We start from the raw sequence: 24418 nt of genomic DNA, 5'->3' as shown, positions 1-24418 counted from the left end.
TGAAGGACGCTTTCGCCCCGGGACCGGCGGTCGTGAGTGGCGTTTCGGGTTCTAACCCGAAACGCCACTCACGAGGCGTGCGGTGGCGCCGCACTCGCGCACTTGCGTTCCCGGTCTGTGAAGGCCTCCTTGAGGGACCCAGAGTCCCTCAAGGAGGCCTTCACAGACTTCGGACCAGTAGGTCAAGGTTCGACGGAGGTTTCCGCCCAGGTGAGACAGGTCCAGCCGGCGGCGGTCCCGACGAGTTCGACGATGCCGGTGTTCGGGATGAGGCCCTGGTTGGCGATCTCCGCGGTCACGTTCCCGGCGAGCCATTCGCCGCCCAGCCGGATGGCGCCGCCGTGGCTCACCAGCACCACCGTGCCGTCGGGGTCGGCCTGCTCGTGCTTGGCGCGCAGCCGGGAGACCGCGTCGAGCAGCCGGGCGCGGACCTGCGCGCCGGTCTCGCCGCCGGGGATCGGCGGGTCGAGTTCGCCGAGGGTCCACCGGCGCACGACGCTCATGTACGTGGTGATCGAGTCCTTGTCCGTCTTGCCTTCGAGGTCGCCCGCGGCGACCTCGTGCACGCCGTCGAGGACCTGGACGTCGAGGCCGAGCTTGGCGGCCAGCGGCGCGGCGGTCTGCTGGGCGCGGACCGCCTGCGAGGCGTAGACGGCGACGATCGGCTCGCCGTGCAGCCGCGTCGCGAGGTCCCGTGCCTGCTCGCGGCCCAGCTCGGTGAGCGGCGGCCCCGGCAGCGCGGTGTCGAGCGCGCCGCGCACGTTGCCGTCGGTCTGGCCGTGGCGGACGAGGAGAAGTTTCACGCCTGTGCTCCCTTCCGTACCGACTGGACCCAGTCGATCGCGTCGGTGAAATCCTCGTTGGCGGCGCCCGGCTCGATCTCGGTCGTGCCGTTGTCCGCGCGCGGGTGGGAGCCGAGGAACCGCACGTTGCGGCACCGGCGGCGCAACGCGGCCAGCGCGTCGCCGATCCGGGGCTCGGCCACGTGCCCCTCGAAGTCGATGAAGAAGCGGTACTCGCCGAAGTTGTTCCTGGTCGGGCGGGCGTCCAGTTTGGTCAGGTTGATCCCGCGGACCGCCAGTTCGGTGAGCAGCTCGGCCAGGGCGCCGGTCCGATTCGTGGCCGCGGCGACGATCGACGTGCGGTCGGCCCCGGTCGGCTCCGGCAGCTCGCCGGGGGCGCGGACCAGCAGGAACCGGGTCTTCGCGTCACGGACGTCGGCGACCTCGGTGGCCCGCACCTCCAGCGGATAGTGCTCGACCGCGACCGGCGCGGTGACGGCCGCGTCGAACTCGCCCTCGGCCACCGCGACCGCGGCCGCCGCCGTGGACGACGTCGCGACCGGATGCGCGCCGGGCAGGTTCGCCTCGACCCAGTGACGGACCTGCGCGAGCGCGTGCGGATGGCTCGCCACGGTGCGGATCTCGGTCGTCCCCGGCCGGGTCAGCACGCTGAAGTGGACGGGCAGCAGCACCTCCGCCACCGCGACCAGCGGCTCGGCCTCGCTCAGGCTGTCGAGGGTGGCCGTGACCGCGCCCTCCACCGAGTTCTCGATCGGGACGCAGGCCGCGCCGGCCGCGCCCGAGCGCACCGCGGCCAGTGCCGCCGGGATGGTCTCCGCGGGGATCAGCTCCTCACCGGAGGCGAGCCGGCGCGCGGCCTGTTCGGTGAAGGTTCCCTGGGGGCCGAAGTAGGCGATCCGTGACACCCCGCCAGATTACGCACGGCGCGGGTGGCGACTTTCACTCGGACAGCCGGTACGCGCACCGGTTACGCCGGGTGGCTTTTTTTGCCATGCTTAGGGCGTGACCGCCGAACCGGGCACGCACACCGGCCACCAGGATGGCGGCTCCTCTTTCACTCCCGTGCCGGACCATCCCACTCCGGAGCTGGTGCTGTGCGCCGTCGATGACCTGCTCGCCGAAGCCTGGACGACCGTCGCGGACACCGTGGACGGCCGGGTCTTCGTGCACCGCGGCTCCGTGCTCGACGTCGTCGCGCAGGCCGTCGTCAGCCCCGCGAACTCCTACGGCTGGATGCGTGGCGGCATCGACGCCGTCTACGCCCGCGCGTATCCCGGCGTCGAGCAGAACGTCCGCAGCGCCGTCCTCGCCTACCACGGCGGCGAGCTGCCGATCGGCGAAGCGGTGATCGTGCCGACCGGTGAGGCGGAGCCCGCCTGGCTGATCAGCGCGCCGACGATGCGGGAACCCGGCGAACGCCTCCCGCGCGACACCGTGCACCCGTACCTCGCGGCCCGCGCTGTGTTCCAGCAGTGGCGCGACGGCCGTCTCGACCAGGGCCGCGTCCGTGATCTCGTGCACACGATCGCGATGCCGGGGCTCGGTACCGGCGTCGGCGGGGTCGCCCCCGCCTCCTGCGCCCGGCAGGTCGCCGCGGCCTGGGACGAGGTCTTCACGCCCGGTCGTCCTCGTAACGGACGGTAGCGCCCCGAAGCGGGCTACATCACATCGCGGCGCGTTCACGAGCCGTAAGCCCTACCGTTAAAGCGGCTTCATCCGGTTCGAGGCACGTTCACCCGCCGAGAACTCGTCAACACGGTTTTTGTACGGCGCCAGCGCAGGCGACGGGCGAGGAGTGTGCGATGCCGCGGGTCCGTGAGCTCAGTCCCTACGTCGAGCTGCACCGTGAGCAGTGGCGTGAGTTGCGCAGGTCGACTCCCCTGCCGCTGACCGCCGCGGAACTGCTGCGGCTGCGCGGTCTCGGTGAACAGGTCGACCTGACCGAGGTCGCCGAGGTCTACCTCCCGCTCTCCCGGCTGATCAATCTCCAGGTCGCCGCCCGGCAGCGGTTGTACGAAGCCACCACCACCTTCCTCGGTGAGGACAGCCGGGGCACCAAGGTGCCCTACATCATCGGCATCGCCGGGAGCGTCGCCGTCGGCAAGTCGACCACCGCCCGCATCCTGCGCACGCTGCTCGCCCGCTGGCCGGATCACCCCAGGGTCGACCTGGTCACCACCGACGGGTTCCTCTACCCGCGGGCGGAACTCGTCCGGCGCGGGATCATGCACCGCAAGGGTTTCCCGGAGAGCTACGACCGGCGGGCGCTGCTGCGGTTCGTCACCGAGGTGAAGTCCGGGGCCGAACGGGTCAGCGCGCCGGTGTACTCGCACCTCGCCTACGACATCCTTCCCGACGAGGAACAGGTCGTTCAGCAGCCCGACATCCTGATCCTCGAAGGGCTGAACGTCCTTCAGCCCGGTCCTCGGCTCACCGTCTCCGATCTGTTCGACTTCTCGATCTACGTGGACGCGCCGACGAGCGACATCGAACGCTGGTACATCGAGCGCTTCCTCAAGCTGCGGCACACCGCCTTCGCGGATCCCGCGTCGCACTTCCACCACTTCGCCGGCCTTCCGGACGACGAAGCCCGGGCCGAGGCTCGCCACCTGTGGCACACGATCAACGAGCCGAACCTGATGGAGAACATCAAACCGACACGGCCGCGGGCGACGCTCGTGCTCCGCAAGGACGCCGACCACACGATCAACCGGGTCCGGCTGCGCAAGCTCTGATCGACACACCCCGTAACCGGACGATCGCGGGTCCCGCCGTTCCCTCACAAGCAGGAGCCTTCGCACCACCGGCGAGCCGTTGATGCCCTCTCGTCGCGCACCGCTGTCGCCGAGCGGGTTTCCTCGGCCGATCGGCCGATCCACGCTCAGTACGTGTAACCGGTTGGCCGATACCGGCTACCGCCCCCCACAGCGACCCTTGTGTCAGGGGAACGAAAGGTCTCGAAAGGCCTTGAGCAGGGAGGAGGGTCACGATGTTCTCGCTCATCCTGACCTGGGTCGGCTCGATTCTCGGACTCGCACTCCTGGTGGCCATGGCCGCCGGCGCCTTCGTCGTCGACTTCGACGACGCCCGTGGGGACCGGCGCCGGAAGAAGCCCCAAGTCGCCGAGACCAAGGGCTCCCCCGCGGCTCCGCTGAGCTGAGCCTCCGGCGCTCAGAGCTCGTCGAGCGCCTTCCGGTAGTCGTCGACGTCGTAGTCCATCTCGTGTTCGCCCGCTTCGGTGAGCTGGGCGGACAGCGCCTCGATGAGGCGGTCGAAGATCTCCTCACGCTCCTGCCCGGTCTCGCCCAGCCGCCGCACGGCCTGCCAGACCTCGGCGGGCTCGTCGTCCCAGAGCTGGTCGACGATCGTGGTCTTGAGCGCGAGCCGCATCCTCGGCTCGCCGTCGAAGGTCTCCTCGGCCAGCGCCTCGTGGTACTCGGGGTGCTCACCGATCACCAGCAGGCGGCGCTGTTCGGGGTCGGCGGGCTCGAGTTCCAGCTCCTCGTCGCCGATCTCCGCGTAGACCGTCGGGACGGCGAACATGCGGCGTGCCAGCGCGTCCGCGAGTTCCGCCGGGTCCTCGATCCCTTCCGAGCCGTCGAAGTAGACGTCCAGCGCCGAGTCCTCGTCCTGCGCGAACTCCTCCAGGAACTCGGTCGCGCTCTCCAGCAGCGCCACCCGCGCGGCCTCGGGCAGCCCGGCGCGGTCGGCGGCCCAGGTGACCCAGCCGAGCAGGGCGGGCTCCAGCGCGTCCTCGTAGGCCTCGTCGATCTCGAACTCGCCGTCCAGTAGCGACTCGAGGAACCGGGCGAGCTTCTCGGGACCGACCCGCAGCGGGCTGCCCGGCTCGGTCTCGCAGCCGTAGTCGACGAGAAGACGCGCGTAGAACCGCGTCGCGTCCGTGTCCTCCACCAGTCCGGAGCCGATGAAGTCGGCGACGACCTCTTCGCGGACCTGCTCGGGCCATTCGGAGATCTCGGGCGACGGTTCCGGCGCGGGCATCGCCCGGATCCAGGCCAGCGCGAGCGCGTGGAACCGCGCGTAATCCTCGCTGACGTCGGGTTCTTCGACGACGTCCGTCGCGGCGAGGCCGTCCGCGAGCAGCTGGTGCGCGCGCTCGGGCAGCACCCGCTCCAACGTCACCAGGTCCGGGTCGTCGGCGGCCTGCTGGCGCATCTCGGCCAGTACGTCCTGCGGCTTGTCGACCACGACGACGTCGCGGATCCGGCCGCCCTCGGTGAAGTCGACCAGCGCGAGCAGGCCGTGCTCGACGCCGCCGCGGGAGAACACGCAGAGCAGGGAGGACTCGTCACCGAAGACGTCGCCGGTCCGCCAGCAGTCCCCCACGGTCACCGCGGCGAGGTCCCCGGCCCACTCCGGCTCCGGGATCCCGCGGCCCAGCACGGTGCCGAGCGCCGAAGCGGCCGCCTCGCGCTCCTCCTCGGTCTCGGCGAAGACGCGCAATCCGGCGAGCAGCGCGGCCGCGGCGGGGGTGATCTTCCGCTCGGCGAACGCGATGAGCTCCAGGCCCAGTGGCGTCTCGTCCTCCTCGACCTCGATGTCCCACCACTGGCCGAGCACCTCGGACGTCAGCAGCTCGACGTCGAGCACCTCGGGTTCGGCGCCAAGGGTCGAGAAGTCCCGGAGGACGTCCTTGAAGAGGCCCGTCACACTCGGGGTGGAGGGCTGGGCTGCCTTCTTGCGGGCACGGCTGACCGGACTCATGGCGACATGTTTTCACGCGGCCCCGATCGGGCTCGTCGCGGTGGTCCCGGGCGCGGAACACGGGTCCCGTCCGCGGGGAGGACGCGGGCGGAAACCGGTTACAGGACCACCGCGACTTCGACCTTCTTCGCCGGGTTTCCTCGGTTCACTCGAATAACGACGGCCGGCGGCCGCGGTTACGCGCCGACCGGTTTGGGAATCGCGATTCTCGCCGCCTTGACCTCGGCGATCAGCCGGGTCTTGCGTTTGTGTATTTCCACCAATGTGCCCAGGTACGAGCTGAATTCTTCCGCCATACCGGCCTTTTTGTGCACCGTGCGCAGTTTGCGCAGTTGCCGGGCGGCCTCACGGTAGGAGTTCGGATCTTTCCGCGTGATCAATTCTTCGACATGGTCCCGATACACGGGAATGGTTTCTGCCGGATGGGCGACCGAACGCGCGTCCGCGAGTTCGACGCGCACCGGCAAAGAGGCCTCGAACCGCACCGCCGCCCGCCAAGCCTCGTCGGCGCGGTCCTCGCCGAGCAACGCGCGCACGAGTTCGTCGGCGGCCGGGGTGCTCCCGGCGGCGAGTTCGCGCAGACGGGCCAGCGCGGTCTTCCGCTGGGCGACCCAGCGCCCCGTTTCCAGCGACTCCTCGCGCAGGGCGAGGTAGGTGGCGGCCGTGGGATTCTCGTCGAAGTCCTTACGCGACAAAGGATCTTTTTCCGCCTGAGGCGCTTCTTCCTTCTTGTCGTGGGTGAGCGCCCGCGCCGCGTGCGCGATGGCCTCGCTGTGCCGCCCCGCCGCACGCAGGACACGCACGATCTTGAGACTGACGTCCACCCGCGGCGGCTTGGCGGCGAGGATCGCGACGAGCGCGTCGACGTCGCCGGACACCTCCGCCAGCTCCTCGCGCAGCCGCTCGGCCGTCTCGCGTTTCGCCCCGGACGGCTGCTCCGCCAGCACCTTGTCCACAGTGGACTGGATCCGCGCGATCCCCTTTTCCCCCAAGGCGGAGGCGAAGTCGGCCAACTCGATGGCCGGCCAGCCGGGCCCGTCGAACTCGACTTCGAGGATCCAGGCGGCCAGGCTTTCGGGATCCGGCGGGCGGGCCACGCAGGCCCGCGCGTACAGCTCGACGGCCCGGTCCAGCCGGTCCGCGACCTCGCCCGAGGTGTCGTCGATCTGTTCCAGCATCTCGCTGATGTCGTCCACGGTCCGGCGGGCGAGCGGCGCGAGGTCGGCCCGGCTGCCGGCGTCGAGAAGCCGCTGAAGCGTATCGAGGACGGAGCCGACCTTCGCGGCGTACTCGACGTTGCCCGCCAGCACGGCGGTGTCGAGGAGGCGGTGCGCCTCGGCGACGTCACTCCCCTGGGTGGCGAAACGGTTCTCCAGAGCCTGCCGTAACTCAGGGTCACGCTCGGCCTGGGCGTGCAGCAGGTCCGCCAGCGTTTCCGCGTCCAAAGTACGCAGGTAGGGGCGCAGATCCGTCGGGGAACTCACCCGGACAAGTCTGCCCGACCGCTTCGCCGACTCGTGTGGGCCAACAGCGTGCTCTTTTCGGCGTAATCGCTCACCAGGTGTGACCAGGTCAGCGGCACCGCGTCGAGCCGGGAAGGGCAGCGGATGATCGGGATCGGGAGCCGCTTGGCCAGCTGCATGACGATCGCCATCACCACCACCGCGAGCAGCGAAATCGCCGCGGCGGCGGCGAGGGCGCCGCTCAGCACCCGGCGTCCGCCGTCGATCGCGAGCTGCGCCGAGTACTCGATCTGGCGTGCGGCGAGATCGCCGAGGGTCCGGCCGACGACGCCGGCCGCGACGCGCCAAGCCTCCTGGCCGACGGGCGGTGGCGTGGCCGCGCTCAACGCGGTTTCGACCGCGCCGAACCGGCTCCAGTCCACACTCCCGACAAGTTCGCGGTAGGTCCGTCGGCTACTTTCCGTCAGCTTTCCGGCGACGGCGTCGAGCCTGGACCGGTAAGCGCCCACGGTGGCGGCATAGTCGCGCCGCCCCTCGTCGTCGATCCCGGCGACCGCGAGCGAATCGCTGCGGTCCATGCCTTCGACGGCGGTGAGCAGCTCGACGGCGATCGTCTGCTGAAAGCCGACTTCGGCGTCCGGAGCGGCCCGCGCGACCTCGCGCAACGAAGAAAGCGAAGTGTCGATGCGGTCGGCGTACGCGGTGTATGTGGCGGAACGGCTGCCCGGCGCCCGCAACGCGACCGCCCGCTCCCGCTGCAGCGACGCGATCCCCCGGCTCGCCTCGGCCAGGGTGATGGCCCCGGCCTCGGCGTCGTCGCGGTCCTGGATGGCCTGCTGGACGAGGAATCCGCCGATGAACAACGCGACGAGCACCAAGGCCGCGCTCGGCACGAACGCGATGGAGAGCATGCGAGCGCGAAGGCTTCGCTGGTACGTCAAGACTTTCCTTCCGGATCGTTCCCCGACGCCCAGCGACGCTAGGCAAGTTGCAAATTGCACGTCAACGCTCGTCCGCCATACGGCCGTTAGCGCACCGTGACGATCTGGTAGGCACGGCACGTGACTCTCGACGACCTCAACCAGCGCCTCCGCGACTTCGCCGCGGCACGGGCCTGGGAACCGTTCCACACCCCGAAGAACCTGGTCATGGCGCTGTCCGGCGAAGTCGGCGAGCTGACTTCGCTGTTCCAGTGGCTCACGCCGGAGGAATCGGCGAAGTGGCGCTCCGACCCTGAGCTGGCGCACAACGTCGTCGACGAGATCGCCGACGTCACGCTGTATCTCCTCCAGCTGGCGAACAGCCTCGGGGTGGACCTGATCGAGGCGGCCAACGCCAAGATCGATCGGAACGAACACCGGTTCCCGGCGCCCGGTTAGCCGCCTTTCGGGTCTTGTGGGGCGTTCCTTCGGCGGAAACACTGTGCCGACGTCCCTGGAGGTGGCCCTTGTCGCGTTCGGCTCGCACCGTGTTCCTGGCCCTGATGCTGTCACTGAGCGCGGTCGCCGCGCCGGCGTACGCGGCGCCACCGCCGACGGCGCCGCATCGCGATCCCGGCAACGGGCCGGAGCGCAACGAGGTGGCCGCGACCGACCCGCCGATGAGCGTCGCGCGGGCCGCGGCGGGCGAGAACGTCGCGGGTGACCATTCGGGGTATCCGCGCAAGACGAAGCTGCGCGTGTATCCGGAGAACACGGCCGACAAGTCGATCAAGCTCGGGCTGGCGCCGTATCACGCGATCGCGCCGAAGCTGAACGCGTTGCAGGCGCGCAGTGACCGGATCTCGGTCGAGATCGCCGGGCAGTCCGGGCTGGGCCGCGACCTCTACCTGGTGACACTGACCGCGCCGGAGAGCCGGTCCGAGACGCGACGGCAGGACGCCTGGCGGTCGCTGATCGAGAACGATCCGGCGCGGGCCGCGCGCGACCCGTTCCTGCGCCACGGCTACAAGGCGCCGGTGTGGATCAACAACAACATCCACGGCAACGAATGGGAAGGCACCGACGGCGCGCTCCGCGTCATCGAGAAGCTGGCGACGTCGAACGACCCCAAGACCGTCGAACTGCTGAAACGGAACCGCTTCTACTTCAACGTCACGGCCAATCCGGACGGCCGCGTCGCCGGCACGCGGCAGACGTCGCAGGGCTTCGACCCCAACCGCGACTTCGTCACCGCGTCGCAGCCGGAGGTGCGGGCCATGCGCGGGATCGCGATCGGCAAGCAGCCGCTGATGATGCTGGACGAACACGGCTACGTCGCGAACACGCTCATCGAGCCGACCACGCCGCCGCACGGCCAGAACTACGACTTCGACCTCTACATCAAGCACGGGTACGCCAACGGGCTCGGCATGGAGCAGGCGGTCAAGGCGCTCGGGCGCCCCGAGACGGCGAAGCCGGAGATCCCGTTCCGCGACTACGACCCCGGCAGCTGGGACGGCTGGGCGCCGATCTACACCGCCCAGTACGCGATGTACCACGGCGCGGTGTCGTTCACGATCGAAATCCCGATGCGGGTGAACAACGCGGACTACGAAACCCAGCCGGTGGCGGAACTCCAGCGGCGCGCGGTGATCAACACCGAAGTCGTCGAGGCCACCATCGGCAGCACGCTGGGCTACGTCGACCGCAACCGCGGCGAGCTCATCGCGAACCAGATCGAGATGTTCCGCCGCGGCACGGCCGGTGAAGCGCAGCGCGAGATCCCCGACGGGTTCGTGCCGGGCTTCGGGCCGGAAGACCGCTACCGCACGGAGTTCCCGCGGGCGTACGTCATCCCCGCCGGGGCGGACCAGCGTTCGGCCGTCGCTGCTTCCCGGCTGGTCGACCATCTGGTGGCCAACGACGTCCGGGTGCGGCAGGCCGATCGCCCGTTCTCACTGGCGGGCCGCCGCTATCCGGCCGGTTCGTACCTGGTCGACATGCACCAGCCGAAACGCGGCCTGGCGAACGTGATGCTGGAGCAGGGCAGCGACATCTCGGCGAAGGTGCCGGTCATGTACGACATCTCCGGCTGGAGCCACCGCCTGCTCTGGGGCGCGTCGGTCGACATCGTGAAGCAGGGCAGGCTCGACGTCCGTGCGCACGACGTCGTCGCGGCGTCGCCGACCGGTGGCGTCGACGCCGCTCCCGGCCGGGACCTCGCGCTGAAGCTGGTCGATGCCACGGACGTCAGTGCCGTCAACGACCTGCTGAACCGGGGCCTCGCCCTCGGCCGCACGGACGACGGCACGATCGTCGTCCCCGCGTCGGCCCGCCCGGCCGCCGCCGAGGTGGCGGACCGCTACGGCGTCCGGTTCACCGAGGCACACGGGACGGCGACCCCGTTGAGCCGCAAGACGATCGCGGCCGCCGTCGGGGCGGACGAGCTGAAAGCGCTGCGGGACATGGGCTTCGACGTGCGGCCGGTGTCGGCGGCGATGCTCAACGCGGGCTTCGACTGGTCCAGGGTGGACCTGCTGTTCGTCTCATCGGGACTGCGGTACACAGACCTCACCCCGGCCGCGAAGGACGCTTTGCGCGCCTTCCTCGCCCGCGGCGGCGTGGTCACCCGCGGTGCCACGGGTGCGCGGTTCAACACCGACGCGGGACTTCTCGAAGCGCGTCCGGTGGCGGGCTGGGAGGACGGGAACGGCGTCGTTTCGGTCGTCAACGGGACCGGCCCGGTCGGCGCCGGCGCGCTGCCGGACTCGTTCGTCTACGGGCCGTTCTGGTTCACCGATCTCGGCTCCTCGGTCACCGTCGAGCAGCGCTACGCGAGCGGGAATCCCCTGGTCGCGGGGCATTGGCGCACCCGGGACGACGGGACCGGCGGGCCGCTGGAGGCGGCGGGCCAGGCGGCCGTCGTGTCCGGGACCACGGGACTCGGCGGGCGGGCGGTGCTGTTCGGCACCGAACCGCTGTTCCGCGATCACCCGAAGGGCTTGTACTCGCAGGTGGCCAAGGCGGTTTACTGGGCGGCCTCGAAGTAACGTGGGGGTATGCCGATCCAGGTGCTGCTCATCGACGACCACGAGGTGGTGCGGCGCGGTCTGCGTGACCTCCTCACCGACGAGCCCGACATCGAGGTGGTCGCCGAGGCGAGCGGGGTGGACGAGGCGCTCGCCGTGGCGATGCACGTCGAGCCGGACGTCGCCGTGGTCGACGTGCGGCTCGGCGACGGCGACGGCATCGCGCTCTGCCGCGAGCTGCGCTCGAAGCCGAACCCGCCGCAGTGCCTGATGCTGACCGCGTTCGACGACGAGGAGGCCATGGTCGGCGCGATCATGGCCGGCGCGGCCGGGTACCTGCTGAAACAGGTCCGCGGCCAGGACGTCGTCAACGCGGTCCGCGAGGTCGCGGCGGGCCGGTCGCTGCTCGACCCGCTGTCGACGGCGCGGGTACTCGACAAGCTGCGGCATCCGCCCGAGGACGAACTCGGCTCGCTCACCGAACGCGAGCGCGAGGTGCTGGACCTGATCGGGCAGGGCATGTCCAACCGCGAGATCGCGGAGCGCCTGTTCCTCGCCGAGAAGACGGTGAAGAACTACGTGACGTCCGTGCTCGCGAAGCTGGGCATGCAGCGCCGCACGCAGGCCGCGGCGTGGATCGCGCGCCGGGACAGGTAGTGCGCGAAAAAAGGTTCCCCCCCCCGTCGTTTTGGGCGAAGGTCCCGGTCGATCCCGAGTTCGACCAGTGGCTCACGGTCCGGTTCTCCCACCGCGTCCTGGTCGTCGTCCGCACCGTCACCACCCTGACCCGGCTGCTCGACGTCGTGTCGCTGCTGAAGGACGATCCGCGGATCCAGATCGTGTTCACCCACAACGAGCGCGAGCCGGCGATCCTGTCCTCCGGGGTCGGTGAGTTCCTCGCCTCGCTGGACGCGAAGGTCATCTCCTGGGAGCAGGCCGTCGAGACCCGGTTCGACCTGGCGATCGCCGCCAGCGAGAACGACGAACTCCACCGGGTGAACGCGCCCGTCCTGCTCGTTCCGCACGGCATCGGGCACCAGAAGCACTACCCGCACCAGACGGTCATTTCCGGGCTGAACCCGGCGCGGCTGGTCCGCGACGGTCATGTCGTCCTCAGCCGGATCGGCCTTTCGCACAGCAATCAGCTGCGTTATCTGCGGCGGAACTGTCCGCAAGCCGAACCGCACGCCGTCGTGGTCGGCGACCCCTGTCACGACCGGATGCTCGCCAGTCTCAACCGCGCGGCCCGCTACCGGCGCCTGCTCGACGTCCGTGACCGCAAGCATGTCGTGCTGGCCTCCACCTGGGGGCCCGATTCCCTGCTGGGCACCGATCCGGGCCTGCCCGCACGGCTGCTCACCGAACTCCCCGTCGACGAGTACAAGTTCAGCCTCATCGCGCATCCGGGCGCCTGGGCCGCGCACAGTCCGTGGCAGCTGCGCGCGTGGCTCTCGCGGGCCCGGCGAGCGGGGCTCGCCGTGATCCCGCCCCAACGCGGCTGGCAGGCGGCCGTCGTTTCCGCGGATTGCCTGGTCTCGGACGGCGGCTCCATCGCGCTGTACGCGGCCGCCGCGCGGATCCCGGTGCTGATCGGCAGCCGGGAACCCGCCACCGTGGTGCCGGATTCCCCGCTCGCCGAGCTGCTGGCCAGGGCCCCGAGGCTCGACCAAGAGCGCGATCTGCGCGAACAGGTCGACCAGGCGTGCGCCGAAGGACCGCTCACCGAGGTCGCGGCGCAGGCGGTCGAGTTCTCCGGCAAGTGCGCGGAGCTTCTTCGCCCCGTCCTCTACGACCTGATGCGCCTCACGGAGCCGGATACCCGGGCGGTCTTCCTCCCCGTTCCCGATCCGGTGCCGGAGGTCACTGAGCCCGCGACGTTCTCCGTCGAGGTTCGGCAGCACGCGGACCATCTGACGGTTTCCCGGTTCCCCACCGAACAGGCCGGGCGGTCCGGCTCGTCCGATCGCCATGTCGTCGCCCACGAGGAACTGTCCACTTTGGACGAACTTGAAGGCGCCGCCGTGGTCTACTGCGAGTTCACCGGCGAGGACGCGGAATTCGACGGCTGGGCAAGGGAAATCGCCCATCGCCGTCCCGATGCCGGGCTCATCGCCGGGATCGGCGCGGAGCGGTGCCTGGTGTGGAGCGCCGGGGAACCGGTCGTCGAACTCACCACACGAGGTGAGCCGCTGGCCACGATTTCCGCCTATTACTGGCGAAGGAACCGAAATTTCCCGGCGACCGGATCGTTCCGCGTGCGGGAGGGCCACCACGTCCGGAACGTCGTCGCCTCGATGTTCACCGGATGAGGGGCGGCTCGGTGTAGATCTTGGCGTGCACCGCGCCCGCACGCGGGTGCTTGACCGCTTGCAACCGCTGCCAGACGCCGGACCAGTACTCGCGTGCCTTGCCGAAGTCCCCGCCTGCCCAAGCGGCGTCCCCGAGTGCCTCGGCGATCTCCAGGTCGTACTGATCGCTCCCCGTCGGGGCCACCATGCGCCAGACTTCCGGCACCAGATCGAGCGCCTGCCGCGCGGCCTCCGCCGTCCCCGATCGGCTCAGCGCCTTCGCCCGCACCAGCCAGACCTGGGCGAGGTCACGTTTGTTGCCGGGGTCCGTGTTCGCCTCGGCTTCTTCCAGCAACCGGAACGCCCCGGCGAGGTCCCCGAGCAGCACCTGGACGTTGGCGAGCATCCTCGCGTGCAGCCCTTGCCCTCGGAAGGGAAGCCCGCCCAACGTCCGGCTGATCTTCAGCGCCTCGAAGAAACACGCCGACGCCTCGGTGTACTGCCCTCGTTCCCGGTGGAAGAGCCCACGGAACTCCCAAAGCGAGGCCCGCAGCTGCCGATTCGTTTCGGTCTCGGGTGACTCGAGCCGTCTCAGCAGCTCTCCCAGCTTGCCGAGTTCCTTCTCCGCCCGCGGAAACTCCTGGAGCAACGAGTACAGCCGTGCCTGCTGTGCGATGACCCTCAACTGGAGCGGGACGTCGCCGAGGGCTTCCGCGCTCGCGATCCCCTGTTCGTTGATCTCCGCGAGCTCACGCAGGTGTCCCCGGTGCAGCCCGACGATTTCCAGGGCGCCGCAGAGCTGCGTCAGCTCGCGATGGAGCCCGGCGTCGTGGGCCGGTTTCGCCAGCGCGCGGTACGCCGGGATCTCGGCGACCAGCAGATCGATCGCGTCCTGTCCAGGGGCGAGGTCCAAGGGCCGGGTGCCCTCCGGCAACGTCTGGTCGTACAGCCTCAGCCGCCGGTCACCCATCTTCCAGTGATCCGCCTGTACCGCCCGGGTGCGGTGGAAACGCACGAGCCGCGGGAATCCCTCGCCGTCCGGCTCATGACCCGCGCGAGTGAGCGCCTGCCTCGCCTGTTTGGTCAGCCGCAGGCGCTTGCCGGGCTCCTCGGTCACGAAGAAGACCGACTGGAGATGCACCAGCGCGTCGAGGACCTCGAACGGTTCGCATCCGGCGACGGCCGCTGCCGCCTCGTACGTGAAGCTCGGCCCCGGAATTCCGCTCAGCGCCAGGCAAAGGTCCCGTTCCCGCGGCGGGAGCGCGGCGAGGACCCGGTCGAAGGCGGCACTCACGGGGCCGAGTGCGCGCCCGCTGCTCAGTTCCTTCGCGAGGAGCTTGAGCGGCCGAGCCGCCAGTGCCGCCCGCTGCCTCGCCGCGATCGCGGCGGCGACCACCGTCGCCGGGAAACGGTCACATTCGACGAGGACTTCGAGCGCGCCTTCGGGATCGGCGGCGAGCAGGCCGGTCCCCGCGATGGCTTCGAAAAGCATCCGATCCGCGCCCTCTTCGAGCCTGCTGAGGGGGACATGCCGGGGATACTGCGTCACGAGTTCGTCGGACGGCCCTTCCGTCAGCGCGAGCACCAAGCTCATCGGCGCCGGAGGCACCAGCGCCTGGAGATCGCGGACGTTTTCGACCGAGTCGAAGACCAGAAGCAGGCGCAACGGCCCGAGGACGTCGTTGTACTGGGTTTTCAGTTCCCCGGCACCGGGCGTGATGAGCTTCGGCTCCACGCCCAATGCCTGGAGCACGGCCTCCCGCACCTGGCTGATCCTCAACGGCGCGCCCGGGCCGTCGCGATGATCCGCGAGGTCGATCAGCAGCGCGCCATCGGGATACGCCCCACCGGAGCGCGTCCCGTAGTGCTCGGCGAGCGTCGTCTTGCCCACCCCGGAGGGGCCCGAGAGCACCACGACACCTGTGCCGCCCAGCTGAGCCTGAGCGCCGACGCGGTCGAACAGATTCGGTGACCGGGGCACGATCCGCGGCCGGTCGTGACCCATCGCGAGCATGCTTCCGACCAGCTCGCGCAATTCCCCCGCCACGACGGGATCTTCCGCGGCCAGGCGGCGAACCGCGGCCTCCAGCGCGGCCGGGTCGGAACGCAGGCGTTTCTCGTCCCGCCGCCCCGAAAGCTTCTTCCAGAGGTACTCGGCGACCTTGCCCCCACCGGTGAACACCAGCGCGACGGCCTGTTTGACGAGCTCCGCCTGAAACGGATCGGTCACCTGTAAACCCCCTCACAGCTGTATCCGACACGCTAGCAGCGCGGATCATGCACGTCACTCACCGTGAACCCGCTCAGGGATGAACGGTGTCCCGCTGGTCCGGGATGACCGTGCCGTCGTCGCGCAGCACCGGACCGTGTGTGCCGTCGGCGTTTTCGTACGCCGTCGTCGAGCATGGGTAGGTGCGGCTCAGCGCCGGGAAGGGCTCGATGAACATCGGGTTCACCGCCCATTTCCCGTCCGCGTTGTCGTAGGCGCGGCACATCAGCTCGTCCTTGTTGCGGTTGAGCGTGACGCGGACTCCGGTGGCGTCGCGCAGCATCGTGACGTCGGTGGTCGCGTCACCGCCGGCGAGCACCTGCCGCATGTCCGCCGGTGCCGGTTCCATCGCCTTCGCGCCGCGGATCCCGAGAATGCGTTCGTTGATGTAGCACCGTTTGCCGTCGATGTAGGTCATGATCTCGTCGGCGCCGTCGGCATGCCCGCCGCAGCCTTCGAGGTGTCCGTTGATCCGGCCGTTCGTGGTCTGCGAGTAGATCCCGAGCGTGCGGCTCGGCGGGATGCCGACGGCGGAACCCCAGACGTCCGCGAATTCCTTGGGTGAGGCGGAAACGACCCAGGTCGAGAAGCCCGCTTTGTTCAGCGTCGCGATCAGGTCCTTGATCTCCGGGTAGTACCGGATCCACGCGACCTGGGTGCTCGAACCGACCTTCTGGGTCGCCCCGACCGGCGCCAGCAACGCCGCGGCCCTGGCCTGCCGGGCGATCGCGCGGACCTCGTCCGGGCGGTATCCGGCGTTGATCTGCGCGACCCAGGCGTAGGCCGCCTCCATGTACCGCCGGTTGTTCCCGGCGAAGACCTCTTCCCCGGTGGTCGTCTTCGCACTCTTCCGCACCGAGAGGAGCTCGTCGGCGCAGGCGATGTTCTTGCTGGTGGGAAGCGGCTTTCCGGCCGGAGTCGCAGTGCCGCACGCCTTGCTCAGCGCGTTCGCGCCCGCCTCGGTCATGTAGCGGCTTGTCGTGCGCCAGTCCTTGTTTCGCGGCTGGAGGACCTTGTCGTGCCGGATCATCCAGAAGACGGTCTGGTCGGAGATGTCGTTCTTGATGACCGTGTTGTCCCAATCGAACACCGCGACGGGCCGGTCGCCGTGCTTCTTACCGCAGATGACCTGCTGGATCTTCGCCGCGTTGTCGCCGTACCAGTGCTCGGCCAGCCGCAGCTGTGGACAGCGCGGCGCGATCGATGCCGTGGCCGTGCCGGGCACGGTCACCGGTACGACCGCCACGGCGGCGGCAAGGGCCACGGCTCGCAGGAACCTCGGCATGTCATCTCCCCACATGGTCTTCGACGGTCCGGGGAGATCCTTTCATTTCCCGGCGAGCGTCACGACCTGCCGGTTGTGGAAGTAGTCGTCCTCACGCAGCACGGTGACGCTGCCGGGTGAACCGCGGAAGTCGGCGTACCCGGCCGCTTCGAGCGGCATCCGGATCCACGCGGCGATCACGAAGGTGAGCGCGCCACCGTGCGTGACGACGATCTGGTGCGCGCACGGGCTTTCCAGGATCGACTCCATGGCCGAGTAGACCCTCGCCGCCATCGCGCCTTTCGTTTCGGCACCGGGGATTCCTTCGTCGTGCCCCAGCCGCTCGCCCACGGCGGGAGGCGGGACGAACCGGCTGTCCAGCCATGCCTGCGGTTTGCCGCCGGCTTCCCCGTACGACTTCTCGCGCAACCGCCGGTCCAGGACGGGGGTCACGCCGAGCCGTTCGCCGATCAGTTCCGCGGTCCTCGCGGTGCGGCGCAGATCCGAGGCGTAGAGCTCCACCTCGTCCGGCACCTTCGCGCGCAGCGACTCGGCGACGGCGGCGGCCGCGCGTTCGCCCTCGGGGGTGAGTTCGGAGTCGTACCACCCACCGACCAGGCGATCGACGTGGTGCGTGGCCTCCGGATGCGTGACGACGTAGACGGTGCGCATCCGGAGAATCTAAACGCGCGTCAGTTTCGCGAAGGCGACGACGTTGTCCAGATAGTTGCCGGTCGACGAGTCGAAATCCCCGCCGCAGGTGATCAGGCGCAGTTCGGGCCCGGTCGTGTCGCCGTAGACCTTCTCCGTGGGGAAGGACGCCTTCGGATGCCGCTCGACGGCGTACACGGTGAACACCGCGGTGATCCCGTCCTCGCGGTGGACGAGAGCCTCGTCGCCCGCCTTCAGTTCCTTGAGCCGGACGAAGACGCCGGGGACCTTCTTGTAGTCGACGTGCCCGGCGAGGACGGCGGGCCCGATCTCGCCCGGTGCAGGGCCTCCCGTGAACCAGCCGGTGGTGACCGCGTCGTGCGGCACCTCCAGGGTGCCGTCACCGGCCAGACCGAGGTCGATGATCTCGCCGGTGCGGACGCCGATCGCCGGGATCTCGAGCCTGGCCGGTTTCGCGGGCGCCAGCGGAGGCGCCTCCGCGACGGAAGACACCGAGGAAGGCGGCGCCGGCGACGCGACCTTGCCCGACGGAGGGACGGCGCACGCGGTCAGCGCGGCCGCGAGCACCACCCCGATGAGCGTGCCGACGACCAGCGGAACCGGCCACCGGCGCCAGGAGGGCCGGATCATCGCTCCGCACGCCGCCGAAGGACCAGGGACGCGCCCGCGGCCGACACGGTCAGCAACGCGGCGCCGGTCAGCGCGACCGCGGTGACCTCCAGGAACCCACCGTTGCTCTCGACGGCATCTCCGCCGCCGGTCGCGACACCACCGACGGGTTTCACCTTCACCTGACCGGATTTCGCGGGTTCACCGAACCGGGATTCGCAGGCGTATCCGTCGTGATCACCGTCGAGCTTGTGCGGGTCTCGCGGGTTCTTCTTGAGCTCGGCCTGCGCGGCGGCCTGCGAGGGGAAATCGGCGCAATCCTTGTCCTTGAACTGCGGCGCCCGTGTTTCCGTGGTGATCGGAGGAGCGGTCGGCGCGCTCGTTGTGGTCGCCGGCGCTCCGCGCTTCGGCAGATCTTCACAGGCTATTCCGTCTTTGTCGCGATCGAGCCCGTGCGGATCGGAACGATCTTTCTCGAGTTCGGCCTGCGCTTCTTCCTGATATTTGAAGTCACCGCAGTCCAGGTCGGCGATCGCGGGCGCTTCGGCCAGCGCGAACGCGACGGAAGCAGGGCCGAACAAGGAGAAACCGGCAAGGATGACGGCCGTGCCGAGGGCGCGACGAACCGAGGACATAGGGAGTCCTTTCGCTGGGAATCCGCGCTCGGGGCGCGTTCGATGCACATAGAGTCGCGCCCCGGCCCCAGCCGTTACACGGTTCAGTCGAGCGGAACGTCGAAAGCGACCAAAGTCCCCAGACTCGGGGAAGAATTGATCGAGAAACGCCCGCCCGACGTCGTCGCGCGTTCGGCGAGATGACGGAGACCGCGTTTGGCGACCCCCTGCGGGACCCCGGATCCGTTGTCCCGCACACGGAGTTTGACGCCTTCCGCGTCGCGGCTGAGCGTCACGCGGGTCTCGCTCGCCCCGGAGTGTCTGACCACATTGGACAGTGCTTCGCGCAGGGCGGCACGGATATGGTCCGCCTGCTCGGCGGGGATGTCGGCGAGTTCGCCCGACAGTTCGAGGGTCGGCGGGTAGCCGAGGAGTTCGCCCGCGATACGCACCTCGCCCCGCGCGGACTCGGCGAGGTCGGTGGCGGTGACGGCCTGGTTCGCGGGTTCCGGGCTGCGCAGGGCGCGCACGGTGCCGCGGATCTCTTCGATGGTCTGGTCGAGCTGGTCGATCGCCTCGGACAGCCGCGCGCCGTCGGCCTGGGCGAAGCGCTTCCGCATGTTCTTGCGGACGCGGTCGAGCTGCATCCCGGCGCCGTAGAGGCGCTGCACGATGACGTCGTGCAGTTCGCGCGCGATGCGTTCACGCTCTTGGTAGAGGGTCACGCGGTGCCGCGCGTTGGCGCCCTCCGCCAGCGCGAGCACGACGCCCGCCTGCGCGGCGAACGCGGTGAGCACCTCGACCGTACTGGCGGAGAACGGTTCCCCGCCGTGGCGGCGGTACACGGTGAGCGCGCCGAGGACGCGCCCGCCGGCGCCGAACGCCGAAGCGGCGAACGGCCCGAAGCCCTGGAGCTCCGGCGGTACGAACGGCGCCGTGCGCGGATCGACGGTGAAGTCCTCACTGACCACCGGTCCACCGCCGCGGGCGACCTGGCCTGCCGCGGAATCGGCGGAGAAGGCCAGCCCGCGCAGGCCTTGGGTGGTGGCCCCGTGCGCGGCCTCGGCGACCACCTGGCCGTCGTCCGCGCGCACCATGACGAGACCGAGGTCGGCCTCGGCCAGTTCGACGGCGCGGGCGACCACGGTCTCCAGCACGTCACCCGGGTCGTCACCGGACAGGGCGGTGCCGGTGATCTCGGTGGCGGCGGACAGTGCGCGCGCGGCAAGCGTGGGATCCATGAGCGCTATCGACATTAGTCGGCTCCGGCCAAGGCGCGCGCTGTGACGCGGCCATCTTGGACCTCCAGGATCACGTCCGCTTCCTCGGCTTCGGCGGCGTGGTGCGTGACGTGGACGACGGTCTTCCCGGCGAGCGCCTCGCCGAGCCGTTCGCGGACGGTGCGCGCGGTCGGCTCGTCGAGGTGGGCGGTGGGCTCGTCGAGCAGGACGAGATCGGCCTGCTCGGCGCCCAGCACGGCCCGCGCCAGCGCGACCCGCTGCGCCTGCCCGCCCGAAAGACCGGCCCCGGCGCTGTCCAGCATCGTGGTGAGCTCGACGTCTTCGAGAACGGCTTGGTACAACGCTTTTCGCAGGTCGGCCTCGGACGCCGTCGGTTTGGCGAGGCGCAGGTTCTCGGCGACCGTGGTCGAGACGAGCATCGGTTCCTGCGGCGCCCAGGCGACGTTCGCGGGAGTCGCGACGTCGCCCTTGGTCGGCTGGAGGAAGCCGAGCAGGGCCGCGACGAGCGTCGACTTCCCGGCGCCGCTCGGGCCGACGACGGCGACGTGCGTGCCGGGCGCGATGTCGAGGTCGACGCCGGTGAGGACCGGGTGCTCGGTGCCGGGCCAGCCGAGGTCGGCGTTGCGGATCCGCACCCCGCCGGTGTCAGGAAAGGGTCGTTCCTGACGTTTTTCGTCCTGAACGACCCTTTCCTGACACTCGGCGAGACGCAGACGGGCCTGACGCAGGGTGTCCCAGTGCTGCGGGGCGGGCGGAAGAAGGGAGAGGACCTCCGCCAGCGCGAGCGGCACCAGGGCGACCACGGGCGCGAGCACCGGGTTCAGCGCGCCGGCGGCGACGGCGCTCACGGCGAACCCGGCGCTCACGACGGTGGCGGCCCCCGTCGCCAGGATGATCAGGGCGTCGGCCGCACCCGCGCCGAAGGCCTGTCGCCGGGCTTCGGCGGTCAGCGCGGCGTCGGTCGTGGCGATTCGTCGACGACGCTCTTTGTCGGCCCCGTACGCGATCAACTCGGCGGCGGCCTCGAACAGGCTCAGCACCTGCGCCGACACCGAACGCCGTCCGGCGGCCAGCGCGCTGGTCGCGCGACGCTCCGCCCGCAGCGCGAGCAGTGGCGCGAACGCGCTCACCAGCACGGCCGCCGCCAGCGCGAGCCCGGCTTCGGGCAGCACCGCGGTCTGGACCGCGACCGCGCCGACGGCCACCAACGCGACCACGATCAGCGGAGTGATCACGCGCGGAAGCAGGTCACGCACGGTGTCGGTGTCGCCGACCAGCCGACGCTGCTCTTCACCCGCTCGAAGTGCCCGGGCCGGGCCGAGCCGCACCAGCGACTCCCACAGCCGGACACGCAGGGCTCCGGCGATCCGGAACGCGGCGTCGTGTGTGACCAGCCGTTCGAGGTAACGCAGCCCCGCACGGCCGAGGCCGAACGTCCGCACGCCGACGATCATCACCGTCAGGGTCAGGATCGGCGGCTGCTGGGACGCCTTGGCGATCAGCCAGCCCGAGAGCGCGGTCAGCGCGACCCCGGCGAGCAACGCGGCGGCACCGAGCAACGCCCCGCCGAAGAACCTGGCATGCAGCAGTTCGCGCCAAGGCAGCGGCCGGACTTCCCGGCTTTCCTCGATGGCACTGGCTTCGACCCCAGTCGCAGTCGACATGTCGACACCGGAACCGCGTTCGTGGGCGGCGATGATCGCGGCGGCACCGTCGTCGACGGCCGCACGGACGGCGGCCATGACGCGCGCGGCGTTGACCTCGTCGAGGTGCGCGGTGGGTTCGTCGAGCAACAGCAGCCACGCGCCCGACCGGACCCGCACCAGCGCCCGCGCCACCGCGACACGCTGGCGTTGTCCCTGCGACAGCTTCGAAACCGGCCGGTCGGCGAGTCCGGTCAGCCCGAGTTCGCCGAGGATGTCTTCCGCACCGACCTCGTCGAGGACCGTGCCCCCGCCGAACACCGGCGACTGCGGCACCCAGGCGACGTTCTCGCGCCAGCGCTCCAGGTCGGCATCGGCGAGGTCGGTGCCGCCGACGGTGATCGTCCCGTCGTGCGCCTGCACGAAACCGAGCAGCGTGGCGAGCGTCGTCGACTTGCCGCCACCGCTGGGCGCGCGCAGCCAGGTGATCTCGCCGGGCCGGACGCTGAACGTCTCACCGTCGGGCGCGAATCCGCCGCGCCTGGCGACACGCAGTCCCCCGACGTGGATCTCGCCCTTGGCCGGAGTCGCGGAGCCGTTGGGCGGCAAGGGTTCCGCGAGCACGTCCGCGACCCGGCGCACGGCCTCGACACCGTCTTCGCTGGCGTGGAAGGCGGCGCCGACCGCACGCAGTGGCTGGTAGCACTCCGGTACGAGGATCAGCACGCCGAGCCCGATGGCGAGCGACAGGTCGCCGGAGACGAGCCGGACGCCGATGACGACCGCGACCAGCGCGACCGAAAGCGTCGCGATCAGTTCGAGCGCGAACGCCGACGCGAACGCGACCTTCAGCGTCTTGAGTGTGGTGCGGCGATGACGTTCGGAGATCTTCCGGACCGTCTCGGCCTGTGCCCCGGCGCGGCGGAACGCGCTGAGGATCGGCAGCGCGCGGACGAGTTCCAGCAGATGTCCGGACAGCCGTTGCTCGGCGTCGGCGGCTTCGGCGACCCGTTCGGCGGTGTGCTTGCCGATCAGGATGGCGAACAGCGGCACCAGCGGCACGGTGATCACGACGAGCAGGGCCGACGGCCAGTCGGCGAACAGGATCGCGACGCCGGCGGCGAGCGGCACGATCGCCGCGGTCACCAGAGCCGGAAGGTACTGGGTGAAATAGGCGTCGAGGGCGTCGAGTCCCTTGGTGGTCAACGAAGTCAGCTCGCCGTGGCCGCGGCGCGCGATCCATTCCGGGCCGAGTTTCAAGGCGTGGTCGAGGGCTTTGGCGCGCAGCTCCTCCTTCGCGCGGGCGGCCGCGCGAACGGAAACGATCCGCACCGCCCAGCCGGTCAGCGCGCGCCCTGCGACGAGCGCGAGCAGCACGGCCAGCTGGGCAGTGCGGTCCCCCGGTGTTCCGCGGACGACCGCGGAGAGGACGTCGGCCAGCAGGAACGCCTGTCCCACCAGCAAAAGCGCGTTGATGAAAGAGAGGATTCCACTGAGGATCAACGCTCGGCGCGCCGCACTCGAAAGTGGAGCCAGCGCGCCGAGCGGACCCTTCCCCGGTCGCGCTGGGTCCATTGTGGACTCCGTGGCGGAAAGGGTGTCGCGGCCGGGAAGTTCGGTCATGGTGCGTGCACCGGCGGGATGTGCCGGGTGCCGATGCGCTTGCGGAACACCCAGTACGTCCAGCCCTGGTAGATCAGGACGGCCGGGGCGCCGAACAGCGCGACCCAGGTCATCACGGTCAGCGTGTACGGGCTCGACGCCTCACCCGCGATCGTCAACGTGTTGGCAGCGTCCAAAGTGGACGGCAGGACGTTCGGGTACAGCGCGACGAAGATCGCGACGGCGGAAGCCGCGATCACCCCGCCGAGCGCGGCGAACGCCTGGCCTTCGCGGCCCATGCGGATCTTGAACCACGCGACGACCGCGGCGATGACCGCGACGCCGATGAGGAACAGCGTCCACAGGTCGCCCGAGCGCAGTTGCACGACGATGAGGAACGCGAGCAACGGCAGCAGGGCCACCGGGAGCAGGCGGCCTGCCAGATTCCGCGCGCGGTGCCGGAGGTCGCCTTCGGTCTTGAGGGCGAGGAACGCGGCGCCGTGGACCAGCGAGAACCCGACGACCGCGATCGCGCCGAGCAGCGTTTCGAGGCTGAGGGCGGCGAACGGTCCACCGACGCGATTGCCGTCGGCGTCGAGCGGGAGGCCGAGGACGGTGGTGGCGAGCAGGAGGCCGACGCCGAACGGCGGGATCCAGGAGCCGATGCCGATGACGCGGTCCCAGTTGCGGCGCCAGCGGTCGGAGTCGACCTTGCCGCGGTACTCGAACGCGACGCCGCGGCCGATGAGGGCGAGCAGGACCACCAGGAGCGGGAGGTACGCGGCCGAGAACAGCGACGCGTACCAGCCGGGGAACGCGGCGAACATCGCGCCGCCGGCGACGATCAGCCAGACCTCGTTGCCGTCCCAGACCGGGCCGATCGTGTTGACCATGACGCGGCGCTCGGTGTTGTCCTTCGCGAGGACCGGCATGAGCATGCCGACGCCGAAGTCGAAACCTTCGAGGAAGAGGTAGCCGAGCCAGAACAGGGCGATAACGCAGAACCAGATCGTTTCGAGGGTCATCGGATGCTCACTTTCCTGGGCCTGGGCTCCGGCTCCGGCTCCGATGCGGGCCTGGACATGGGCATGGGCATGGGCTGAAGGACGCTTTCACCGCATGCGATGCGGTGAAGGACGCTTTCAGCCCGCTGCCTGCTCGCGTGCCCTGTGGACGCCGCGCGGCATGTCGCGAAAGTGGCTTTCGCGACGCTCCCAATCCCCTGGTCGCCCTGAGTTATCCACAACCACGCAAGTTGTCCACAGATCGGCTGTGG

Annotated in this window: 20 protein-coding genes; 7 read left to right on the top strand and 13 right to left on the bottom strand. The window is 70.1% G+C overall.

Features of this window, described 5'->3' with window-relative positions; genetic code table 11:
* Positions 1-182: 182 nt before the first annotated feature.
* Both AORI_RS41855 and pheA read right to left on the bottom strand, forming a co-directional pair.
* Positions 183-803, bottom strand: a complete 621-nt coding sequence (locus AORI_RS41855) for a histidine phosphatase family protein (protein ID WP_016330630.1) — start codon at positions 801-803, stop codon at positions 183-185.
* Positions 800-1708, bottom strand: a complete 909-nt coding sequence (pheA, locus tag AORI_RS41850; RefSeq protein WP_016330629.1) for a prephenate dehydratase — start codon at positions 1706-1708, stop codon at positions 800-802. Before pheA ends, AORI_RS41855 begins: the two co-directional genes overlap by 4 nt.
* A gap of 97 nt (positions 1709-1805) precedes the next feature.
* On the opposite strand from pheA, the gene AORI_RS41845 reads away from it, so the two are divergent.
* From AORI_RS41845 to AORI_RS83785, 3 genes are all read left to right on the top strand, one after another.
* Positions 1806-2447, top strand: coding sequence for a macro domain-containing protein (locus AORI_RS41845; protein ID WP_016330628.1), 642 nt, complete (start codon positions 1806-1808; stop codon positions 2445-2447).
* Positions 2448-2605: 158 nt separating this feature from the next.
* Positions 2606-3538, top strand: coding sequence for a type I pantothenate kinase (gene coaA, locus AORI_RS41840; RefSeq protein WP_016330627.1), 933 nt, complete (start codon positions 2606-2608; stop codon positions 3536-3538).
* 254 nt (positions 3539-3792) lie between these two features.
* A complete protein-coding gene (locus AORI_RS83785) occupies positions 3793-3963 on the top strand; it encodes a hypothetical protein (RefSeq protein ID WP_167337755.1) in 171 nt (56 codons plus the stop codon).
* An 11-nt stretch (positions 3964-3974) separates the two neighbouring features.
* Here AORI_RS83785 and AORI_RS41835 read toward each other — a convergent pair whose 3' ends face one another.
* The 3 genes from AORI_RS41835 to AORI_RS41825 all read right to left on the bottom strand — a co-directional run bounded on the left by AORI_RS41835 (position 3975) and on the right by AORI_RS41825 (position 7932).
* On the bottom strand, positions 3975-5528 hold the full coding sequence (locus AORI_RS41835) for a DUF1841 family protein (protein WP_016330626.1): 1554 nt from the start codon (positions 5526-5528) through the stop codon (positions 3975-3977).
* A gap of 176 nt (positions 5529-5704) precedes the next feature.
* Positions 5705-7012 carry a hypothetical protein gene (locus AORI_RS41830; protein WP_016330625.1) on the bottom strand — a complete coding sequence of 436 codons (1308 nt, stop codon included), beginning with the start codon at positions 7010-7012 and terminating at the stop codon, positions 5705-5707.
* Positions 7009-7932, bottom strand: a complete 924-nt coding sequence (locus tag AORI_RS41825; RefSeq protein WP_228688280.1) for a nitrate- and nitrite sensing domain-containing protein — start codon at positions 7930-7932, stop codon at positions 7009-7011. The genes AORI_RS41830 and AORI_RS41825 overlap by 4 nt, the downstream gene beginning before the upstream one ends.
* A 120-nt stretch (positions 7933-8052) precedes the next feature.
* Between AORI_RS41825 and AORI_RS41820 the strand changes: the two genes are divergently transcribed.
* The 4 genes from AORI_RS41820 (at position 8053) to AORI_RS41805 (ending at position 13249) form a co-directional block, all read left to right on the top strand.
* A complete protein-coding gene (locus AORI_RS41820) occupies positions 8053-8370 on the top strand; it encodes a nucleotide pyrophosphohydrolase (protein WP_016330623.1) in 318 nt (105 codons plus the stop codon).
* 68 nt (positions 8371-8438) lie between these two features.
* The gene (locus AORI_RS41815; RefSeq protein ID WP_016330622.1) at positions 8439-10961 is read left to right on the top strand and encodes a M14 family zinc carboxypeptidase; all 2523 of its coding nucleotides are present in this window, start codon (positions 8439-8441) and stop codon (positions 10959-10961) included.
* 9 nt (positions 10962-10970) lie between these two features.
* On the top strand, positions 10971-11597 hold the full coding sequence (locus tag AORI_RS41810; protein ID WP_016330621.1) for a response regulator: 627 nt from the start codon (positions 10971-10973) through the stop codon (positions 11595-11597).
* Positions 11597-13249 (top strand): hypothetical protein, encoded by a 1653-nt coding sequence (locus AORI_RS41805; RefSeq protein WP_016330620.1) that lies wholly within the window; start codon positions 11597-11599, stop codon positions 13247-13249. The genes AORI_RS41810 and AORI_RS41805 overlap by 1 nt, the downstream gene beginning before the upstream one ends.
* Here the strand turns inward: AORI_RS41805 and AORI_RS41800 are convergent.
* From AORI_RS41800 to cydB, 8 genes are all read right to left on the bottom strand, one after another.
* Entirely contained in the window at positions 13239-15458 is a 2220-nt protein-coding gene (locus AORI_RS41800) for a hypothetical protein (protein ID WP_016330619.1), read from the bottom strand. The genes AORI_RS41805 and AORI_RS41800 overlap by 11 nt on opposite strands.
* Before the next feature lie 73 nt (positions 15459-15531).
* Entirely contained in the window at positions 15532-16782 is a 1251-nt protein-coding gene (locus tag AORI_RS41795) for an HAD family hydrolase (RefSeq protein WP_016330618.1), read from the bottom strand.
* Between the two features lie 42 nt (positions 16783-16824).
* Entirely contained in the window at positions 16825-17433 is a 609-nt protein-coding gene (locus tag AORI_RS41790) for a histidine phosphatase family protein (protein WP_016330617.1), read from the bottom strand.
* A 9-nt stretch (positions 17434-17442) separates the two neighbouring features.
* Positions 17443-18063 (bottom strand): class F sortase, encoded by a 621-nt coding sequence (locus AORI_RS41785; RefSeq protein WP_016330616.1) that lies wholly within the window; start codon positions 18061-18063, stop codon positions 17443-17445.
* Positions 18060-18677 (bottom strand): excalibur calcium-binding domain-containing protein, encoded by a 618-nt coding sequence (locus AORI_RS84730; protein ID WP_016330615.1) that lies wholly within the window; start codon positions 18675-18677, stop codon positions 18060-18062. The genes AORI_RS41785 and AORI_RS84730 overlap by 4 nt, the downstream gene beginning before the upstream one ends.
* Positions 18678-18760: 83 nt before the next feature.
* Positions 18761-19897, bottom strand: coding sequence for a GAF domain-containing sensor histidine kinase (locus AORI_RS41775; protein ID WP_043847838.1), 1137 nt, complete (start codon positions 19895-19897; stop codon positions 18761-18763).
* Positions 19898-19911: 14 nt separating this feature from the next.
* Positions 19912-23163, bottom strand: coding sequence for a thiol reductant ABC exporter subunit CydC (cydC, locus tag AORI_RS41770; protein ID WP_016330613.1), 3252 nt, complete (start codon positions 23161-23163; stop codon positions 19912-19914).
* Positions 23160-24167, bottom strand: coding sequence for a cytochrome d ubiquinol oxidase subunit II (cydB, locus tag AORI_RS41765; RefSeq protein WP_016330612.1), 1008 nt, complete (start codon positions 24165-24167; stop codon positions 23160-23162). The genes cydC and cydB overlap by 4 nt, the downstream gene beginning before the upstream one ends.
* Positions 24168-24418: the final 251 nt, after the last annotated feature.

This window comes from Amycolatopsis keratiniphila (assembly GCF_000400635.2).
In the GTDB taxonomy this organism is placed as follows: Bacteria; Actinomycetota; Actinomycetes; order Mycobacteriales; family Pseudonocardiaceae; genus Amycolatopsis; species Amycolatopsis keratiniphila.
The sequence above is the reverse complement of the archived record's forward strand: the minus strand, read 5'-3'. Positions and strand labels throughout refer to the sequence as shown.

Excerpts from the sequence above, each read along its gene's own strand:
- coaA (WP_016330627.1), top strand. The coding sequence starts at position 2,606 with ATGCCGCGGGTCCGTGAGCTCAGTCCCTACGTCGAGCTGCACCGTGAG.
- AORI_RS83785 (WP_167337755.1), top strand. The coding sequence starts at position 3,793 with ATGTTCTCGCTCATCCTGACCTGGGTCGGCTCGATTCTCGGACTCGCA.
- AORI_RS41835 (WP_016330626.1), bottom strand. The coding sequence starts at position 5,528 with ATGAGTCCGGTCAGCCGTGCCCGCAAGAAGGCAGCCCAGCCCTCCACC.
- AORI_RS41810 (WP_016330621.1), top strand. The coding sequence starts at position 10,971 with ATGCCGATCCAGGTGCTGCTCATCGACGACCACGAGGTGGTGCGGCGC.
- AORI_RS41795 (WP_016330618.1), bottom strand. The coding sequence starts at position 16,782 with ATGCCGAGGTTCCTGCGAGCCGTGGCCCTTGCCGCCGCCGTGGCGGTC.
- AORI_RS41790 (WP_016330617.1), bottom strand. The coding sequence starts at position 17,433 with ATGCGCACCGTCTACGTCGTCACGCATCCGGAGGCCACGCACCACGTC.
- AORI_RS41785 (WP_016330616.1), bottom strand. The coding sequence starts at position 18,063 with ATGATCCGGCCCTCCTGGCGCCGGTGGCCGGTTCCGCTGGTCGTCGGC.
- AORI_RS84730 (WP_016330615.1), bottom strand. The coding sequence starts at position 18,677 with ATGTCCTCGGTTCGTCGCGCCCTCGGCACGGCCGTCATCCTTGCCGGT.
- AORI_RS41775 (WP_043847838.1), bottom strand. The coding sequence starts at position 19,897 with ATGGATCCCACGCTTGCCGCGCGCGCACTGTCCGCCGCCACCGAGATC.
- cydC (WP_016330613.1), bottom strand. The coding sequence starts at position 23,163 with ATGACCGAACTTCCCGGCCGCGACACCCTTTCCGCCACGGAGTCCACA.
- cydB (WP_016330612.1), bottom strand. The coding sequence starts at position 24,167 with ATGACCCTCGAAACGATCTGGTTCTGCGTTATCGCCCTGTTCTGGCTC.